The sequence below is a fragment of the Bacillus sp. DX3.1 genome, assembly GCF_030292155.1.
In the GTDB taxonomy this organism is placed as follows: Bacteria; Bacillota; Bacilli; order Bacillales; family Bacillaceae_G; genus Bacillus_A.
In genome coordinates, this window is record NZ_CP128153.1 from 3,105,310 (window position 1) to 3,123,823 (window position 18,514).

At 36.1% G+C, this 18,514-nt stretch carries 10 protein-coding genes and 1 pseudogene; 3 read left to right on the plus strand and 8 right to left on the minus strand.

The genetic code is table 11. From position 1 onward, the window contains the following. Positions 1–46 precede the first annotated feature (46 nt). The 4 genes and pseudogenes from QRE67_RS15425 to QRE67_RS15440 all read right to left on the minus strand — a co-directional run bounded on the left by QRE67_RS15425 (position 47) and on the right by QRE67_RS15440 (position 8,867). Entirely contained in the window at positions 47–7,057 is a 7,011-nt protein-coding gene (locus QRE67_RS15425; RefSeq protein ID WP_286121044.1) for a non-ribosomal peptide synthetase, read from the minus strand. Between the two features lie 33 nt (positions 7,058–7,090). Continuing rightward, positions 7,091–8,068, minus strand: coding sequence for a SagB/ThcOx family dehydrogenase (locus tag QRE67_RS15430; protein ID WP_286121045.1), 978 nt, complete (start codon positions 8,066–8,068; stop codon positions 7,091–7,093). A gap of 65 nt (positions 8,069–8,133) precedes the next feature. After that, positions 8,134–8,382 (minus strand): annotated as a pseudogene (locus QRE67_RS15435) (hypothetical protein); the annotation flags it as partial. 317 nt (positions 8,383–8,699) lie between these two features. Then, positions 8,700–8,867, minus strand: a complete 168-nt coding sequence (locus QRE67_RS15440; protein WP_286121048.1) for a helix-turn-helix domain-containing protein — start codon at positions 8,865–8,867, stop codon at positions 8,700–8,702. Between the two features lie 155 nt (positions 8,868–9,022). Here QRE67_RS15440 and QRE67_RS15445 point away from each other — a divergent pair, with 155 nt between their 5' ends. Next, the gene (locus QRE67_RS15445; RefSeq protein ID WP_286121049.1) at positions 9,023–9,979 is read left to right on the plus strand and encodes an alpha/beta hydrolase; all 957 of its coding nucleotides are present in this window, start codon (positions 9,023–9,025) and stop codon (positions 9,977–9,979) included. 197 nt (positions 9,980–10,176) lie between these two features. On the opposite strand, the gene QRE67_RS15450 is transcribed toward QRE67_RS15445, so the two are convergent. Next, a complete protein-coding gene (locus QRE67_RS15450; RefSeq protein ID WP_286121050.1) occupies positions 10,177–10,863 on the minus strand; it encodes an IS6 family transposase in 687 nt (228 codons plus the stop codon). 388 nt (positions 10,864–11,251) lie between these two features. Between QRE67_RS15450 and QRE67_RS15455 the strand changes: the two genes are divergently transcribed. Next, positions 11,252–12,412, plus strand: coding sequence for a transglutaminase domain-containing protein (locus tag QRE67_RS15455; protein WP_286121051.1), 1,161 nt, complete (start codon positions 11,252–11,254; stop codon positions 12,410–12,412). Between the two features lie 248 nt (positions 12,413–12,660). Here QRE67_RS15455 and QRE67_RS28700 read toward each other — a convergent pair whose 3' ends face one another. Then, positions 12,661–12,906 carry a DDE-type integrase/transposase/recombinase gene (locus tag QRE67_RS28700; RefSeq protein WP_353507040.1) on the minus strand — a complete coding sequence of 82 codons (246 nt, stop codon included), beginning with the start codon at positions 12,904–12,906 and terminating at the stop codon, positions 12,661–12,663. A 282-nt stretch (positions 12,907–13,188) separates the two neighbouring features. Between QRE67_RS28700 and QRE67_RS15460 the strand changes: the two genes are divergently transcribed. After that, positions 13,189–13,332, plus strand: a complete 144-nt coding sequence (locus QRE67_RS15460; protein ID WP_235605179.1) for a helix-turn-helix domain-containing protein — start codon at positions 13,189–13,191, stop codon at positions 13,330–13,332. Positions 13,333–13,475: 143 nt separating this feature from the next. Here QRE67_RS15460 and QRE67_RS15465 read toward each other — a convergent pair whose 3' ends face one another. Continuing rightward, positions 13,476–15,950: a LamG-like jellyroll fold domain-containing protein gene (locus QRE67_RS15465; protein WP_286121053.1), complete on the minus strand. Its 2,475-nt coding sequence runs from the start codon at positions 15,948–15,950 to the stop codon at positions 13,476–13,478. Positions 15,951–16,628: 678 nt separating this feature from the next. Then, positions 16,629–17,573, minus strand: a complete 945-nt coding sequence (locus QRE67_RS15470; protein WP_286121054.1) for a hypothetical protein — start codon at positions 17,571–17,573, stop codon at positions 16,629–16,631. Positions 17,574–18,514 lie beyond the last annotated feature (941 nt).

Here is an 18,514-nt window from a genome sequence, read left to right on the forward strand (position 1 = left end):
TCCTATTCTATTTTAAAAGGCGAGTTGTTGCTCGCCTTTTCATTTTTTATAATTGGTAATCACCGATTGTCTGTGTTGGATTATGTACAATCGTTTTAATTAACGTATGGAGGTGATTCAATATTTCCTGTACTTGCTCCGCTTCATAGATATTTTGATCATATCCAAACTTCATTGTAAGTTTCTCTTCAGGGAAGCACATAATTCCGTACTTCACATGAGGCTCATCAACGACTTGGTAATCTGTGATGGCAAAATTTCTGTTCTCATTTGAAGAGAAAATGGATGGGTTAGTTGGATAGTTTTCAAACACCCAAAGATGGTCGGTCAACTGATCGTTCAACTCACTTTGTTTTTGAATCTCAACAAATGAATAGTAAGCATACTCATTACATTTCAATGTTTCTTGTTGAACTTTTTGCAGGAGATCCACAAAAGATTGCGTTTCTGCCCAGGCTACTCGGATAGGCAAAACATTTGTGAACAGACCAAACATATTTTCAATCCCTTCCACTTTGGGAGGTCTGACTGATACCAGATTGGGTAATACTACTTCTTTCGTTCCATTGTATTTGCCAAGCAATATACCCCATACAGCTAGTAAAGCCGAATTCATGGTTACATGGTGTTTGGTTACAAATGTCCGTAACTGATTGGTCAGATCCTCATCTAACGTTAAATCCATAAATGTGAAGCTTAACCCTTTACTTTGAGTTGGTACTTTCTTTTTGGGAATGCTGATTTTCCGATTGTACCCTGATAAATAATCGCGCCAAAAATGGCGTGCTTTCTCATGATCTTGCGCTAAAGTCCAGTCAATGAATGCTTGAAAAGGTTTTGCTGGAGGTAATTCCACTGTAGTTCCCGCATTTTTTGCTTCATAGAGTTGGAATAATTCGTCTAATAAAATACTGACACTCCAACCATCACACAATAGATGATGGGCACTCCAAACTACCTTATACTCGGCATTCCCTAGTTGAAATACACAGAGACGGGTCATGAGTTCGGCATTATTGAATCCTCGATCTAAATTTTCACTCATCCACTGGTCCAAGCATTCCTGCTGCTCTTGTCTCGTCATCTCAATCAAGCTTTGTACCTCTGAAATCATTTGAACATCATGTAACACAGCTTGCCAAGGTTGTTCTTGTTCATCTTGCACAATGATCGTTCTTAGAGAATCATGACGATCAACTAATTGTTGAAAACACTGAATAAAGAGATCTACATCCAGCTTCCCCTCAAGTGTCCAAAGCGTTTGTTCAAAATACGCTTTGGTATCAGGTTCAGCTACAGCATGTTCATAAATAACTTGTTGGAAAGGTGCCAATGGATAGATTCGTTCTATTTTTATATCCGGCATTTTTTCTTGTATTTTGTTAAGCGTATGTTGATTAAGCTGTTTATCTCTAACATTCAATGATGTAACTTTATTTTCTTTCTTTTTGTTTATATCATCTGTTTGTGAGTGTGAAGGATGGTCTAGTCTCTTAACAAAATGAACCATGTCACCTAATACAGGGAAGTCAAATAGATTTTTTGGTTCTAACTGAAATCCTTGTCTATAAAGTCGTACAGAAACTTGAATGGCCTTAATCGAATCGCCACCCAAGGCAAAGAAATGATCATTTACTCCGATTTGGTCTACTTTGAGCACTTCTTGCCATACACTGATCAATATTTTTTCCATTTCAGTTTTTGGAGCAATATATACCTCATTTTTTTGTTTCTCCGGAGCAGGAAGCGCCTTTCGATCTAATTTTCCATTAGGGGTCAAGGGTAGTCGCTCCAAATAAACAAAATAAGAAGGGATCATGTACTCTGGCAAGTGGTCTCGCAAATGTTTTCGTAGTTCTGTTGTACTGATATCTTGCTCAGTTACCACATATCCGACTAAAGATTTTATCCCATTCTCATCTGTCTGGTCAATCACTACAGCTTGGTCTACTTGTTTGTAAGTGAGAAGGCAATGGGCAATCTCTTCTAACTCTACTCGATACCCTTGAATTTTGACTTGGTAATCTTGACGTCCTAAAAATTCAATATACCCCTCGGGATGTATCCTGCCACAATCCCCTGTTTTGTAAATAAGACCAAGGTCTGGATGTGACACAAACACTTCGTTCGTTTTCTCTTCATCATTTAAATATCCTTGGGCCAGACCCACTCCCCCAATATATAAATCACCTATCACACCAACTGGGCACATTTTCTTATCGTAGTTCAGCACATAATACGTTTGGTTTGCCAAAGGCATCCCATATGGAATGCTGTTCCAGTGTGCTTCCACCTGTTTGACTGGATAATAAATCGACCAAATTGATGCTTCTGTTGCCCCTCCCAGTGAAATTACTTCCGCGATCGGGAAATGTCGTTTTATTTTTTCTGGTAAAGGGAGTGGAATCCAATCCCCACTAAGTAAGACCAAACGCAAGGAAGAATTTTCAAAATGAGAACCTACCTGATCCAATGCCAAATCCATGATTTTAGGTACTGTATTCCAGATTGTAATTCCTCTGCGTTCGACCGTACGAATCAGTTCTTGCATGTCTCTCGGATCACGAATCATTACCAACATTGCACCTGTACTTAACGCTCCAAAAATATCGTATACAGACAGGTCAAAACACATGGAGGAGATACCGATAATGCGATCGTCTTCATTCACCTGATATTTTTGATTGATATCTTGAATGGTATTTGCAACCGCTTGGTGAGTAATGATCACTCCTTTTGGTTTTCCGGTACTTCCTGAAGTATAGATAATATAGGCAAGATCTTCCGGACCAGCAATGGTAGGCCGATCTTCGGTTGCATATGATGACAAATGTTTCTCTTCATAAAGACCAGGTTCCAACAAAAGTTTGCATGAGCTATTTTCTAAGATATATGTTTGTCGATCTGGTGGATGATCGGGATCGATTGGTACATAAGCAGCACCCGCTTTTAATATCCCTATCATATTAACAATCGTATCTACCCGTCTCTGTGCCAAAAGGCCAACTCTGTCACCTAGACCAATCCCTTGTTCTTGCAAATAGTGAGCAACTTGATTGGAGCGTTGATGAAGGTCCAAGTAAGTCAACCACTCTTGTTCAAAGACCACTGCCACTTGATCTAGTGTACGTTGTACTTGGTTTGCAAACAATTGATACAGCGTAGTGGAAGGTATTTTTTCTGTTGTCTGATTGTACTGCTCAATTAAAGTCTGATCCGATTTTTTCACTTGCAAAGAGGTTACGTCTCTTTGTTTCACCAATTGTTCCAACAGATCGACAAATTGGGAAAACATTGCTTCCATCACATCAACATCAAACAATTCTTCTACATAGTTCCAGCTAATCAATAACTCTCCATTTTTTTCAATTACCACATTATCCAAATACACTTGTGGAGTCCGAGCGTGAATATGGCGGAGAGAGCCAAGCTGCTCCCAAGCAAAAGCACCCGCGCCTGCTAGCATCGAGGTGAAAACAATTGGCATGACTGCTTTTGGTCTCATTTGGTGATATCGAGTAAAATCTCGAATAAAGTTAACTCCATCATAATGACGATGTTCAAGTCCATCTAACAAAGTCGATTGAGTTTGCTCCACTCTGGTAAAGAAAGATTGCTCTGGATTCACATCCACGTCCAACAAGATGAGTGACGTGAAATCTCCCACAATCTGCTCTACTTCTTCATGAACAGGATAACGGTTAAATACAGTCAGATTAATTGCCAATCGACGTTGATTACTCCAATATGCCAACACTTCTCCATATATCGTACAAAGAAGGGCGGAAGAAGTTACTTCTTTCTCTTGTGCCAGCTTCCGTAACTTCGTCCATTTGTCTTTGTCCAAGATCTTAGTAAGTGATTGAAAGTTAGGGGTAGCAATCTCTGCTGGATCCTTTTTTAACGGCAGAGAAGGAGCAAATGGAAAGTCAGGCAGCTTGCTTGTCCAATACTCTTTTGCTTTTTTATATTCTTTGCTTTGTTCCATTTCATCATAGATGAACATGTAATCTTTAAAATCAAAAGAAAGAGATTCCAATCTTTGATCTGGTTTGTGATAATAATGCAACAAATCATGTCCAACGATGTTCATGCTTGCCCCGTCCATCAATAAAGCATCATATCGAAAACATAACAAATAAGTGTCTTCTTTTAAAAGAAAGGCTTTCAATTCAAACAAAGGCCATTGCCCCAAAGGAAATACATGGTTGGTCATTCGAGAACGTTCTTCTTGCAATCGAACATTTTGTTTCCCATCATCTAAACCAATGAGATTTTCAATTTCAATCTGATAATCAGGAACGTCTTGTAAGATTTGCTGTTTTCCCTCTGGCAAGATCACAGCTCGTAACATAGGATGGCGCTGAATTACCTTTTGGAAACTTTGTGAAAGCCGATTGATATCCAATTTTGTTTCATATTCATAATACGATTGAGGTGAAATGCCGCTTAATTCAAACTGCGGATTACGCCCTAACATGTAAGCTGTCTGAACTTCTGTTAAGGAAAATGGCTTGGACATATCTTTAACACGGGTTGGTGTTTTATCTAGGCTTTCTTCTTTCTGCTCCACTTCTACACAAGAACTAAGTTGAGCAATCGTGGGATGTTTAAAAATATCCCTTGTACTTACTTTCAGATGGTCTTTTCCTAATAAATTGATAACTTGTAGTGCCTTAATCGACTCTCCTCCTAAGGCAAAAAAGTTATCATGAATACCGATCCGCTCGATCTCCATCACTTTTTCCCATGCTTGCACCAATTTCTGTTCGATTTGATTTCGTGGGGCGACATATGGGATGGATATTTGATCTGTTTGAGTTAAATCCAACAACCTTTTTCGATCCACTTTCCCATTTGGATTCAGTGGAATCTCTTTTACCTGAATCATTTTTTCGGGAATCATAAACTCAGGCAATTTATTGCTTAGATATTTTCTGAGCTCTTCAAAAGGGATCTTCTTATCCGATATATAGTAAGCAGCTAACAATTTTCTGTTTCCATCTACCTGATCAACAACAATAGCTCGGCTTATCTCTGAATGTCTCTTTAGCTGAGCCTCGATTTCCCCTAATTCAATCCGATATCCTCGTATTTTCACCTGATGATCCATTCGACCGAGATAATCAAGTTCTCCATTAGGTAACCATCGGGCGAGATCACCAGTACGATACATTATTTCTCCCGCCACAAAAGGATTCGGGACAAATTTTTCATCTGTCAATTTAGATTTGCCAAGATAACCCCGAGCTACCGCCACTCCGGCAATACAGAGCTCTCCCGGCATTCCCCAAGGTTTCATTTGACTATATTTATTCAATACATAAGAACGATAATTGGGGTTAGGTTTCCCGATCGTCACTTCTTTGGCAGTACTCAAATCTTTTGCTGCTGCACAAAGGGTTGTTTCTGTCGGACCATAGATATTTAAAATTTGCGCTTCGCTGATGCTTCGAATTTTTTCAATCAGATCAATCGAAAATGCTTCTCCTGCTAACAAAATGGCCTTTAAATCTCTTAGAAACTCTGCCCCTTTTGGATCACTCAAAATCAATTCCATTCGCGATGGGGTCGATTCCCATAAATCCACCTTATGTTCTTTGACCAAATGAGCCAATTCTTTTGTTGCAAACTGTCCCTCTGTAGCAATGACTACCTTCGAGCCTTGAGTTAAAGGGATACATGTTTCTAACATAGATATATCAAAAGAAACACTAGCAAGAAACAAGAACGACTGATTATCTTTTAGCTTTTCTCTCATAATGCTTAAGAAATGGACGAGGGATCTCTGTTCCACCATTACGCCTTTTGGATTTCCTGTTGATCCTGATGTGTAAATAATATAAGCCAGATCATTAGGTTCACTTTCTCGATCTAGATTGCTTTCTTCACCTTGGAAGAGATGTTCTTCATCAAGATACAACACCTCACCGGCAAATTGCGGCAATCCTTTTTCTGTTCGCTTGCTCAGTAACCATTTTGCTTGACTATCTTGTAACATATATTCAATTCGTTCACTAGGATAGTGAGGATCGATTGGTAGATAAGCCCCTCCGGCTTTTAAAATCCCCATCATGCCAATAATCAATTCCAATGATCGATCTACCATAACCCCAACAATACTTTCTTTGGATACACCCTTACTTTGAAGAACAGAAGCCAATTGATTTGCTTTCTTATTCAATTCTCTATATGTCAAAGATTGATCATTACAAATAACAGCAATTTGATCTGGGGTTTTCAACACTTGCTCCTCAAACAAATCGTGAAATGTTTGAGACAAGTCTATGCCCATCTGAACTTGATTAAATCCTTCTAGCAACTCTTTTTCTTCTTCCGAAATGATACAGATATCTTTCACAGCCAGATCAGGATTTCTCAACACTTGCTTTAAAACATAAAGATAAGATTTGGCAAACTGTTGCAAAGGAAAAAGAGAATGAGACTTGCAAGAAATTTGAAATTCAAATTCATTATGTTTTTCATTCCATTTTCTTTGTATCCAGACGGCTAATTCATTCTCTGAGCATTCTTCTATTGAACTCTTATTATGTAATCCTTCCATCCCCAAAACGATTTGAAATGGAGTTGAATGGAGCTTCGCTAATAATTCAGAGAGTGGATAGTGCTGATTTTCATAACCAAGTAAAGTCGTTTGTTGGACCTGCTCCACTAATTGCTTAAAGGAGTGATGGGGATGGATTTCAGTTCCTATAGGAAGCAAATCATTCAGATTCTCTCTTTGTTCGTGATCTTTTCCGATTACAGGAACCCCGATTGTAATCCTTTCTTGGTCTGTATAATGTACCCAGCAAACCCTTAAAGCTGCCTGTAACCAGCTAAATAAAAATAAATCCTGTGACTTACTTATTTTTCGTAAAATTTGACTAAGCTCTGCATCCATTATGACCTGAACATGGTCGCATGGATTGTCTTTATTCATTTGATAATCGCTATTAAATAACGAAAAATCGGGTACACCGGAAGATAATTGCTCTTTCCAAAACGATTCTGCCACTTTATACTCATGAATCGAACTATGATCTTTGATTTGCATTTTTATCTTCAGCTCCTTAACATTAATTTCCATCTATTCGCTAATTTTTAACCCAACTTCAATCCCATGGAGAAATACTTGATGGTTATCCAAACTTAAAAAGCGATGAATATCCTCAAATTTCATATGCCCAACCGAACAAACTCCCAAGTTTAATGTCTCAGCCACCATATTTAACGTAGCAGTGATGATGCCTGATTCAATGCAAGCAAATAAATATCCATCTGAACCATATTTAGGCATGGAAGCGCGCGCATTATAGACTAGATAAACCGAAAAGGCAGACTGGGTAAATAATTCCTGGTTAATCATCTCATGATCACTCTCGATTACTTGGTCAATGTTGTTTACAAGCAAAAGACTATTCTCTGATGGGCTATAATAATAAAAACCAGCTTTCATACCTTCTACACGTTTCGGTTTTATATAGACAAAAATATCAATGGGATAAACTCCACCCGCACTGGCGTAATGGTAGTAGATTTTTTCTTCTTTCCTCTGTTTGAAAGTAGAAAACAGTTGCGCGAATTCTGAAAAAGGTACGGGATTTTTCATATCAAATTGGCGGCAAGATCTACGCTCCCTGATCATGGCGGGAAGCTCATCTTTTGTTTTAAGTTGAATTCCAGTTGACCGCGCAGCAGGATGCATTCGATTTAATTGTTCACTGATATACTTATCTAGATCATCTTTAGAGAAGCGAATCTGATCGCTATATGGATTCGGAAAAATTTTTTCTTGTGTGGAGAATACTTCTCTTGGATGTAATATGTTACTTACTAACACCCGATTCTTTATCATAAGTTCTACTATTTTTTGTGCCTCTTCTTCATTCCCTAACGAAAAGTGCTCTAATAGCTGACTGATCGTCACTCCCTTTTGGGCAAGAAAATAAAACTCAGGAAACCACTCAGACATAACTCCTGTATATCTCGTTTCCCCTATCAAAACTTCATTATGCAACTTCTCCCAATGCTTAATAGGAGACCAATAATAAATTTGCTCGCTCATATTCCCCTCCATAAAAGGTTAATTTATTTTAAAAATACAATCTTCCAATCCACAAAAAACAACCTTTATATAGTACATAATTGTTGAAATTCATACCATTTGTCATTAATAAGTTTCCATCCTGTTACCATTTGGCCTTGTTCACTACCAGCTGTGGGTGTGAAATAATACCAAGTCCCTTTAATGGATTGCCAACCAACTAGCATAATTCCTGATGAATCAAAATAGTACCAAGCATTATTAATAGATTGCCAATCTTTTTGCACAAGTCCATTCCTATAGTAATACCACTTTCCATTATCTTGATACCACCCATCTGTTGGAGCGGCTTAAACTGATTGCCTTACAAGTTTACTAGAATTTGTTGCAGTTTCAGCTGAAGCTATTCCATTGATAGACGTCAACAAAATAGTTGACGTACATAATACAGATAAAGAACGTCTCATACAATAGACCATTCCCCTTCTCTTAGATTTTTTCGAAAACTTGCAATAATAAGAATAATATATAAGTATCCAAATGTCAGTGAGAAAAAGTGAAAATATGTTGAGAATAAAATATCAGAATGTTCAATTTTAATACCACATACCCCTATATCTGCCTCCATGAGATTTCACATAGTCAGCGTATACTATAGCTTTGATAGTATCTTTCGAACAAAGGTTGGGTCTTCTCCCAATCGTTCAGCTATATAATGACTTTTTAACATACTCTCTGAGGAAGCAAGTAAGACGAGAGTTCTTAATGCGACATGAAACCACTTTGGTCCTAAATCACCTGCTTGTATAATTAGTTGCATGAAACTTCCTCCTAAAAGAAGATGTATTTTTTGAATATTCTGTTGACAATTATAACATATCCACTTTACAATTTAATTGTGATGATTTTATCACAATTAAACTACTTAGAATGCACTTCACTTATTTGAAAGCGATTACAGATAGGGGTGTTAAAATGAAGAACCGAGTAAATCCAGAGTTATTACCAGGATTAGAAATGTTTCAAGACCTCGATTTACGCCCAGAGTACTTGCAAGCAATCAGAGAAGGAATATCGCAAATGAGACCACCTACCGTTGTTGATGAATCCCTTTCATTAACAGATGAAGTCATTGTAGGACCTGATGCTAATCCATTACCATTAAGAATTTATCGTCCAAAATCAAATAATGAATCCTTACCTGTCCTGTTATGGATACATGGTGGCGGTTATATCTTAGGGTCTATAGATGATAATGATGATACTTGTATGAGGTTTGTAAAAGAAGCCAACTGTGTGGTCGTTTCTGTAGACTACCGTTTAGCTCCTGAACATCCTTATCCAGCACCAATTGAGGATTGTTATGCAGCATTAAAATGGATTGCTGATAATGCAGAGCCATTAAACATTGATTCGAATCGAATTGGTGTTGCAGGAGCGAGCGCTGGCGGTGGACTAACAGCAGCATTGACATTATTAGCCCGCGATCGACAATATCCTTCTATTTGTTTCCAAATGCCACTCTATCCAATGATTGATGACCGAAATAATACACCTTCTACGAATGAAATTAAAGAAGGATTTGTTTGGAATCAAAAGACAAATGAAGCTGGCTGGAAAATGTATTTAGGAGAAATATATGGAACGGATAATATTCCTGCCTATGCAGCCCCTGCTCGAGCAGAGGATTATAGTAATTTGCCATACACCTACACATTTGTTGGTCAATTAGATCCATTCCGCAGTGAAACATTAACCTATGTAACCAAACTTGCGCAAGCTGGTGTTGATGTCGAATTTCATTTATATCCTGGGGCCTATCACTGGTTCGAAGGATTAAATCCAAATGCCGACGTATCTATTCACGCTGTGAATGAATATATACAAGCAGTAAAGACTGGTTTCGAAAGAGTAGCTAAGGTAGAGGCTTAATCTCTTTACAAAAGAAACACTCACAAATAGTACACATTTGTGAGTGTTTTTACCTTTCAAACATGTATCAATTTGTTTTCAAGATACTTCCAGAATTGCTGATGCTATCATTTTTATCTCCTAACTAATATAATAATTCTGGTTCTCTTGCAAAGTTTCCGAAGACATAAAGAGATGGGGAATATTGCGGACCAGTTTTATGAAACTATTAATAATTCATGTAATACGTTATACGTCGAAAAAACGAAGTTTGGTTGAAGACTTCGCTTTTGTTTGTACATGGCATGAACAGTTTCTATACCTTTAATAGTACGTGAGGCATGGCGAAGACTTTGAAAGCCTAAGGAACGGGAAAATCGACGTTTCACATGTCGATGATCTTGCTCGATGATATTATTGAGGTACTTTATTGTACGATGAAAGGTATTTTTGTAAAGACCTATCTCCTTTAATTTTTTGAATGCGGAAGCTAAAGAAGGAGCCTTATCTGTCGTCAGAACCGTTGGTTCTCCAAAAGTTCGAGCGAGTCTTTTCATAAAAGCATATGCTGCTTGTTTGTCTCGTTTTTGACGAAGTTGAATATCAAGTGTTTGTCCCTCTTTATCAATTGCTCGATATAAATAACACCACTTTCCTTTAATTTTGATATAGGTTTCATCCAAACGCCAAGATAACAATGTGTTTTTGTTTTTCTTCTTCCAAATTTGATAGATAAGATTTCCATATTCATGAACCCAGCGCATGATAGTTGTTGGATGAATAGAAATACCACGTTCTTTGAGAATTTCAGACACATCGCGATAGCTTAAAGAAAAACGACAATAGTAGCCAACGGCTACCAAGATAATATCTTTCTCGAACTGTTTTCCTTTAAAATATCCCATTTGTTACGCTCCTTGTTTGTTTTTTACAGAGTTTAGCTTACTTTAGAAAACTTTGCAACAGAACTGGAAATCTTATATCTAATTGTTCATCAAAAAGTTCCACTCTTCGATATCCAGCGAACATTACATCATTCTTTCCTATTTCTTCATTCATCAAATTCAGTTCCTATTAACCTTAAATTATTTATCCTCATAACCTTATTCAATAATGCAGTAGCAATTAGTTAACTTACAATTCCAAGTTGAACTATCTACTTTTTACTCTTCATTATCTTTTTGCACCAGAACTAAATATGCATAATTACATATTTTCTTTTGGAAAATTGTTATATACTTAAATTTATGTGAAAATATTTACATATAATTTTAAGTAGGAAGATGTGACAAGATGAAGAAGACAAACAAGTACTTAAAAACGGCCGTACTTTGTTCGACGATAATGATTGGTGGTTTACAAATTCCGGCTGTTTCTTATGCAGCTACAAATCAAAAAGTTGCAGCTCCACAAGGGGATGCAAAACTATTACAAGGATTTCAACAAGAAATAAAGAAGCATATTGATAATCGTAAAGAGAACATTACCATTACATATAAAACAAAAAATAATAATATTAAAGAAGTTATGAATACGCTTGTTAAAGCGTACGACAAGGTAGTAGATTCGGATGAATACTTAAAATATAATGTAGCAAGTACAAACTATTCAATTCGTGGTATACCAGGAAACTATACATTCACATTGAATATCAAATACCGTGAATCAAAACAACAAACTCAATATGTAAAAACACAAACAAAATCAATTGTAAATTCTATTGTTAAGACTGGAATGGATGGACATGAAAAAGTAAAAGTAATTCATGATTATATAGTGAAACATGTTTCATATGATACTTCATACAAAGCTTATACGGCATATGAAGCATTAGCAAATCGTTCAGCGGTTTGTCAAGGATATGCATTATTAACCTATCAATTGCTAAAAGAAGCAGGAATAGAATCTCATATTGTAACAGGAACTGGAAATGGACAAGCTCATGCTTGGAATCTAGTGAAAATTGAGGGGAAATGGTATCATCTTGACACAACATTCGATGATCCAATTCCAGACAAGCAAGGACGAGTAACATATTCTTATTTTAATATGTCTGATGAACAATTGGGAAAAGACCATCAATGGGATCGTAGTAAATATCCAAAAGCAATAACAACCTACTATAATGAACTAACAAATAAGATAAAAGCAGGTAGCCCAAAAGCATTAACATATCAGCAAATGCTAAAGGATACAAACCTTGTTTATTTATCTGCACAATATGGGGCGAATAATTATAATGAGTTCAAGAAAAAATTGCAACAGCAATTTGCATCAAAACCAAAAAAAGTAGAGGTTCGTTATAAACAATCTATGGATGGAACGATGCAAGACGTAAAGAAAGTATTGAATGAAATTTCTTGGCCAAAAGGTGCAAAAAAAGTATCTTACCAAGTAGCACCTTATAATGCACAAGCTGGATATTCATTGGCGACAATTACATTTACATACTAAAATATAAAAAGACACCTTTTATCGACTTAATCCCGTCAAGTAGACAGCTTTAAAAAAAAGACTAGACAGCCATCGAGATTCGATATTCAATCGGAGCTCAATGGTTGAGTCGTTTTTGGAATCGTTTGTAGTTATAATGATAGATCTATGTTTCAATTGCTTGAATCAGTTCTCCTTTTGTTTGATAATAATTGAGATAAAACATTTCGGATTTAAAATGAGAGAAGAATGATTCAATGCCAGCATTGTCATGGCAGTTTCCTTTGCGAGAGTGGCTTGCCGATGGCACCTAGCTGTTGAAGCCTACGATGATAAGCATGAGATGTGTATTGGCATCCTTGATCTGAGTGGATGATGGTTCCATACACATCTCTTTTTTGTATTGCTAAATCAAGTATTTCTAGAACAAGTTGTAAATCATTGCGATGTGAGAGTTTCCAAGCAACGATTTCATTATTGGGTGTTTTTGCCCATATAGTGGATTTGGAAAACAAAAGAAAGCTGCATAATTTTTAAAAATGATACCTATCTAGGTTTATTTAGTATACTTATTTTTAAGACCACAAAATATTTTAAGAGTTTTTTAGTTCATATGAACAAAAATTCATTTTGTTTCCGTTCTTAAGTTGATGGGCATGTATAGTGACCCCTAATAGGCCTCAAATAATTCCATCTCCATTAAATGTAAAAACATAATTATATAACTGTCCTCTAGTGAGTAGCTCAAAAAAGAAGGAATTCTTGCCGTGCCCCAAAAAGGAGTGTATAGAGGAAGATTGAAGAAATACACGGATAAGCATCCAGGTATGAATCATGCGATTGAATTACGGAAGCATACCAATAAAACCGTTAAGGAAATATGCCAAATTACAGGAGTGAGTCAAGCCGCTCTGTATCGTAGATTAAAAGAACTTGAATAAAGTTCTTTTTTTATATTTGTAATTAAATCCCAGAGTGGACCCTCATACCCAGAATCGTTTCCGTACCCCTATATTCTACTTCCTCAAGTCCCGAATGATCCTCACGCAAAAGAGACTTGTCCATGACAAGCCTCTTCCCCGCCCTATTTGTTTATACTTTTCTCAGCAGGCCCTATGGCATCCTCTAATGCACGTTGCATACTATCTGCACGTTGGTCCGTCATTTTTTGATCACGTACAACTGCTTCGGCTACTTGTATTTTTTGCTCTAATGCTTTCACTGGTTCATGCTTGTATTGCCCTACCTCTGTTCCTACTTGTATCTTTGTTAAGAAATCTTTTGCTCCATTAATCTTTACTTGAAGCTTTTCTTTCGCCGTTTGTGGTTTTTCTTCTGCCACTTTAGAATTTAAAAAGGTTTGATGTACCGTTTGTAATGATTGATACATTGTAACGATTTCTTCTTTTGTTACCGTCATTCTTTCAAACGTTTCTTTTGCACCGTTATATGCTTTTTGTAATTCAGCAAACGCTTTTTGTGAATATTGACCAGGTTTCTCTCCAAATTCGTAAGTACGTGCCAATGTTTCTTTTACCTTATTCATTTCTTCATATAAGTTTTGGATCTCTTCTATTTTTATGCGATTATTAAACTCATGATAAGCCGCTTTCACTTCAGAAGGCGTTAGTGCCTTACTATATAGTCTTGCAAGTGCAACTTTCCCATTTAACGGAACATTACCATTACCAGCGCTTGCTGGATCTGCTCCAATCGCAAATGGTACGTTTGGATGATACACTTTCCCCGTTACTCGCTGACTATTTGCTTTTTTTCCATCTACATATACTGCAAGTTCACTTCCATTATATGTTCCTGTTAGATGGTATGTTTTATTAGCTTCTAACTGTACACCAATATGTTTATAACTGCCACCAATATGCGCCCATAATTCTACATAACCAGAACCTGTTGATTCAAATCCAATTCCACCGCTTTCGGTATTTTCCATAATTGCTTGATTGCGAATTTGATTCATAGAAAACGTTGCTTCAAGTGTAAAGGAATCCTTTACCTTTGCTTTTTGCTCATTTGAAAATGGAATATATCCATATGTATTATCCTGTCCACTTAATTTCATTACGTGTTTCTTTAAAGGTTTCTCATACTCAATTGCTACATTTCCTTTTACACTTCCATTTGCACCAAATGATGAATAGTCTTTAAAAGTACCATCTAAAAAGTTCACATCGAATACATCTGCTTTCGGTACTTTCGCATTCGGATCAATTACTTCTGTATTCGTTTCAAATTCTTCGTGCAAAGGAGCACTATTTTCATTTCCAAATGAATCTAATGCTGTTACTTCTATGTTATATTCCGTATTAATATCGAGTCCACCTAATGTAAATGTCAGCTCTTTAGGCACCGGATCCCGGTAGAACTCAGAGAAGGCTAAAAGATGGTTTTTCACCTTTCCTGTTGCTATCTCTTTTGCTTGCAAACGGTATGAGTGAACGAGTAAATTATCTACAGCTTGCGGAAATGTTGCTGTCACAGATGTCTCTGTTATATTCGAAAGTTTCAGCTTTGCATCTTGTAAAAATGCCGGCTTTTCCTTATCACGATCTTCTGTATACTTGAAAGATTCTTTCTTTGCTGGAAGCTCAACTACCCACGGCTCACCTGTCCAAGAATTATTATGAAAATCACGGCGATGAATCGTCACTTTTTGATCGTCTACTTCTACCAATAAACCTTGGCTTAATGTTTCAGCTCCCGGCGGAATATTTCCTTGTACTTTTCCGCTTTCTACTTCCATATAACTAACTGATGATGTCCCAACAGACGTAAAGTCTTTTTGGTGAATTGACCTTGGATCATCAAGTGGATAATGAGAGTGACCAGAAAATGTTACAGCTTGTGGATACTCTTTTAAGACTTCATTAATTTTGGCACTATCATTTGTCCCCCATTCATGACTCCCGTACACTGTTCCTTTAATATGCTGATGTAAAAAGACAAAGATTGGCTTACTTGAATCAGCTTGCTTCGCTTTTACTAATTCCTGCTTCAGCCAATTAATTTGTGTATCTGAATAATATCCATGTGTCACTCCATTTTCCGGGCTCATCACAAGAAAATGATAGCCTTTTACAACTTTGTGATAATAGATAGATTCCATTCCTGTTTTTTTGAGAAAACGTTTCTGTGCATCATGTGCCAATAATCCGTTCCAATAATCATGGTTACCTAAAGCATACATAGCAGTTGCATTTTGATTTCCATATTGCTTATAAGTTTGGAAGAAACGATCATACTGCTGCGTCGAGCCACTGTCTGTAAAATCACCAACAACTACAAAAGCATCTTGTCTTGGAGCTACTGCGTTTAATTGCTGCAGCGCTCTTTGAAAACGAAACGTATCATCCGTTCCACTATTTTTAATGTGTACATCACTTAACACCGGAAAAACAATCTTCTTCTCTGACGATTCTTTCTCTGTTTTTTCTTCTTTTGTTTCCGCAAAACTAGTCCAAGAAAAAGATGTAAATACTAAAAAGAAAACTGCTAAAAAACCAATAAGACCTTTCACTTTACACAACATCTTTTTGATCACAAAAATCCTCCTCGCATATATTGTAAAATACAAGAATATTTTAGCGAAACGTTATTAAACTAGTATAAATTAAAGGTAAAAAATGTTAAAAATTTGTAAAACAAAGTAAAAACCGCCGAAATAAGGCGGTTTTCTTATCGACATTCTCTTCTATTTTTTTCTTAATAAGCTTGTACATAACGACCCCAATTAAGAAAACAGCTATAATTCCGGTTCTGGTGCAAATATATGAAGAAGAACATGGATGATAGTAGGGGTTCAGCCGAGATACGTGTAAAACTAGGTCATAGTAATACATTATTTACCAAACGTTGTTTATCGGTGATATTTGTAACATAAACGTTCGTTTTTGTTACGTTTTGTATTTGAACATATGAAATATCCTAACCGTTGAATTAGTTGTAACAAAATACTGTATCAAAAATAATCCGTAACATTATTAATAAAATGCCTTTTTGTTACACAGAAATCTGATAATGGAAATAAAATACAGCCTATGACCCGAAATTATATGTATCTCGGTTGAACCCCAATAGGGTTTACTCTATTGGGATAAATTTAAAATATATATCTAATAAAATATATATATTCTATTTTTTACAGATTTGACAGGTTAATGTACAAATTGTCTCCATATAGATGAGATATTAAAAAGCTAGCATTTTGCTAGCCTTTTAATTATTTCGAAGTAAGAGCAACTAAGACATCTACTGGATAATCAACTGAGGTTTTCACTTTATATTCCGTTGGACTTTGCACACCTAACTTACCAAAAAGATTATCCCAAACACCACTTTGTTCAGACATCCATTTTTGCAATTTTTCCCCTGGAACAACTGAATATGTTGCTACCTGTTGATATAATGCAGTTCTATATTGATCATATGCATAATCAGTAGGCTTTGGATTAAAGTCAAATGTTTTTGTAACGGTACTTTCTGAATTTAGAGTAACACCATAACCAAAACTTGCAGTTAATGATTGATTTACTGTTGCAACCCCCTCAAGACCTACTTCCATCCCAATTGTATAAGATAATCCTACAGTTACATTATGTGAAATACCACTTGTAACTGCTTTGCTCCAATGATATCCTGAATTTTTATCTACTATATTTGAATCAATTAATTTCCAATTTACGTCTTTTTTCAATTTAGTATCTTCTAAGATTGGATCAGTTTTAGGAATTGCTATTGTATATAATAATTCTCCTTTGTTACCTGTTTTTTCATATTCTTCTCCAATTTTAAGCCAAGTGCCATCAGCTTTTAAAATCTTATATTGAGAATTAGCATCCATTTTTAATCCATAAACTCTTGCTCCATTACTTTTAGCAACAACATCTACATATACATAATCAATTAACTTTCCATCTTCTGTAGAAACATGCCATTCATTAGGAAATTCTTCATAAGGACCTGTAGGAATGTAAGGAAGTTGAGTACCATTTTTAGCAACCTGAGCTGCTGTCATAGGTGCTTTTCCTTCTTGAGAACTGATTACCACTGGAAGATTTCCTACCTTCGTAGAAGTATCAGTAGCCGCAGAAGAAAATCCTGGTGCTACAAATAAAGCTGTACTTAACACAAATGCTGCGGGAATTATTTTTTTCATACGTTTCATGCTATTTCTCCTCCTTTTTCATCATTTCTATAAGATTACAAAAATAAAATTATACTGTACATTGCTTATACTTTTAATGTGGAATAAAATCACCTTCGATAAAATTATCTTATTATAAATATCTTTCAATTTACTTTCGTAAATGTTACAAAAGTCTTTCATTGATTTTAAAGTCTTTGAAATCTCTAAAATAGACTTATCAAACTAAAATGATAGTTATTTACTCTCAGAGTGACCCTTGAATTCAATAGTTGGTTCCGTTCTACTTGGGGTACAGCCAACGTACTAATATAAAACCCATGCTAAGGGTTATTAGTACCGTAACAATAATGAACGTTCGTTTATGGGGCACGGCAAGAATTCTTACTTTTTGGAGCCATTCAAGAATAAATTGAGAAAACCACCAATTTAAATGATATTTGCTGGGATTTTTTAACGTTAAATTCATTTAATCGAATTATACGACACTTTTTCTTGATGTTAATCATTGTTAATTCATCATTTTTCATCAAATTAAAATGAAAAATGACGCAGAACACTAATTCTACGTCATTTTTATTTGAGTGGCTCAAAAAAGAACGAATTCTTGCCGTGCCCCAATTGCATTTGCTGTACTGTTCATTTTTATCGAAATATACATGACAATCGCCGCAACAGCAAGCAAGAATAAGAATACTGCCCCATTCATTTGAAGAAGAGCCCACATCCCTTCAAATATTGATAATTCTACCTTGCCATAGCTAGGCTGTTACAGTATAAATTGTTCTCCTAGACCAAACAAATGAGAACCGCTTATAATGGGTGTTCTATAACACACCCAAAACGAAAAAATGTGCATCTCCAGATGAAAATGTACATTTTTTTGTTTTGGGATACTTGCTTTTCTTATCTTGATAGTGATGTGGTGAGACCCTTTAATTGTAATCATCATTTTGATAATC